Raw genomic sequence first — 2547 nt, 5'->3', positions numbered from 1 at the left:
AGCGCACGCGCGTCTTCAATGACATGGCGATCCAGCCGATGGAAAACTTCGGCATGGAATTTGTCGCCCTGTGGCAAAAAGACGAGTCGAACGCCACCGGTTCCTCGACCTGGACCTCGGTAGGCGTGCGCCCTGTGTACGCGTTCACCAACAACTTCAAGCTGGTGGGCGAGCTGGGCACGGACCGCGTGACGCAAGCGGGCGGCCTGCCGGCCAAGCGCCTGACCAAGCTGACCATCGCGCCGACGATCTCGGCCGGCCCTGGCCTGTGGTCGCGTCCTGAACTGCGCGCTTTCGTGACGTACGGCAAATGGAACGATGCGGCCACCGCTTCGGTCAATGCGTCGAACAACGGCGGCCCGATCTACAACAACAATACCAGCGGCACGTCGTATGGTTTCCAGGTGGAAACCTGGTTTTAAGCTGAAACAACCCAGAAGCAAAGACTGGGGTCAGTCACTGGGTGATTGGAATATTACCCATTGGGTAGCATTCCCCCAACGGGTCTGACCCCGAAAAAAGGGCGGAACCTCGGTTCCGCCCTTCTCTGTTTACCCTGCCGTATTCATCTTACGGCAGCGCCACCGGCAGTTCCGGATACTCTTGCGTCAGCGCATACTTGGTGCCGCCCACGGTGACCGTGTAGTTGGCCGGCCCCGAGATCGGCAGCCGGTAGTTCAAGGTCAATGCCACGGAGCCGCCTGGCGCCAGCGATTGCCAGGCGGGGATCGCGAAGCGGGCCCGGTTGTAGTTCTTCGTGAAACCGCCGATGTTGTTCGGCCCCGTGTAGCCGGCATTGATTACCGTCAAGCCGAAGCCGGACTGGTCGCTCATGTCCGACGGCGCGGAAACGGGGTAGTCGAACTCCACCACGGTACCGCCCGGCAGGGTCGTGGCCGTGTTGTTCTTCACCGTCATTACCGGGTTGATGGGGAAGTTGCTGTCGCCCAGCTTCCAGCCGCCGAGCGTGATGCTGACGTTGGCCGTCGTGCCCGGCATGGCGATTTCGGCGCGTTTGTTGCCATAAGCGCCGGCCGTGCGGAAAGCCTGGTACAGCACGTCCGTCAAGGTGGTGCCCATGAAATACTCGCCCTTGCCGCCGTTGCGCGTGGCATCCCAGGCATAGTCGCCGGCCATTTCCCAGATCATCACGCCGCCAATATTGTTGTTGACGATGTACTGGGCCTTGGCCCCGATGGACTGCGTGGTTTCCGTGGAAATGAACACTTTCTTGGTCGCATTCCACAGCCACGGTGCCACCATGGTGCTGCTGTAGTACGGCACATAGCTGCCTACCAGCGCCTTGTCGGTGACTTTATACGCGTCCAGGTAGCTCGGCACGATACCGTTCTGCAAGTTCAGCGCATGCCAGATCGGGTTGCCGCCGCCCGGCGTCGGCTTGCCTTGCGTATCGAGGTCGTACCACACGTTGTCGATGCCGGTGGCGCCCGTGCCGCAAGTCTTGGTGCCGGCGCAGGTGACAGTGGAGCTGATCAACGGCGTCGTGCCCCACAGGCCATTGGTGCCGCCCGTCACATCTTTCCAGCCCCGCGTGTAAAACGGCACGCCGATATTGATGCGTCCCGCCTGCATGGCGCCACGGTAGTAGCGGTAGGCCCAGTCCGTGTTCAGGTAGCCGATGTTCTGGAACTGGTAGGCGTTACCGGCACGCAATTCGCCGTCGTTGCCATCGTCAAACAGCGCCGCGTTCGGTCCCACGTACTGGTTCCACGCGCCGTGCAAGTCATAGCTCATCAGGCTGGCATAGTCGAGGTATTTCAAGCCCGACATGTTTTCCTCGCCGCGCAAGACCCAGCCAGAGGCGGAGCCGGCGATGGTGAGCAGGTAATACTTGTTGTCCTGCACGGCCGCTTCATCGAGCTTCTGGCGCAGCACTTTCAGCAGCACGTTGTAGCTCGTCATCAAGCCAGCCAGGCGCGGCTTCGAGACGGCGAAGTCGTTCGGATTGCCCGCTTCATTGTTGGTGGTCGGATGTTCGTAATCGACATCGACGCCATCGAAGAAGTTATATTGGCGCACGAAGGCCACCATGGAATCGGCCAGGGTGTTGATGCCGGCCGTGTTGACGCTGCCGTCCGCATTCGTCGTGGCCGTGTAGAAGCCGCCGCTGCCGGCCCAGCCGCCCACGGAAATCATCAGCTTGACGCCCGGATGCTTCTTCTTGTGTTGCGCCAGCAAGTTGAAGTGGCCCTTGTATGGCAAGGACGGGTCCATGGCCGCCGCCGGCACATTCGGCCACGTGAGGCCCGTGTCCGGATTGGCCGCGCCGCTGCCGATGGCGATTTTTGACGTCGCCGGATCGACGGACGCAAACGCGTAGTTCAAGTGGGTGATCTTGTCCCACGGCAGGTTGTTCACCAGATAGGTCGGACTGCCATCGACGCCCGTGCGCCAGCTGGCGAAATAGCCGACGATGCGGCGGTTCAGGCCATTGGTCAGCACTTCGCGGCCATTCGCGTCATACACCTTGCAATACGGCACATTCGGCACGGCCGAGATCAAGCCGTCCGGACGGCAAGCCGTTGG

General features: G+C 61.4%; 2 protein-coding genes. One reads left to right on the top strand and one right to left on the bottom strand.

Annotation, left to right across the window (positions count from 1 at the left end; translation table 11 throughout):
• A partial coding sequence (locus JaAD80_RS27460) for a carbohydrate porin (protein ID WP_146012572.1) occupies nucleotides 1–422 on the top strand: 422 nt, incomplete at its 5' end.
• 148 nt (nucleotides 423–570) lie between these two features.
• Here JaAD80_RS27460 and JaAD80_RS27455 read toward each other — a convergent pair.
• On the bottom strand, nucleotides 571–2547 hold a 1977-nt coding region (locus tag JaAD80_RS27455; protein WP_258003217.1), incomplete at its 5' end, for a chitinase C-terminal domain-containing protein.

Source organism: Janthinobacterium sp. AD80, from assembly GCF_002878455.1.
Taxonomy (GTDB): domain Bacteria; phylum Pseudomonadota; class Gammaproteobacteria; order Burkholderiales; family Burkholderiaceae_D; genus Janthinobacterium.
The sequence above is the reverse complement of the archived record's forward strand: the minus strand, read 5'-3'. Positions and strand labels throughout refer to the sequence as shown.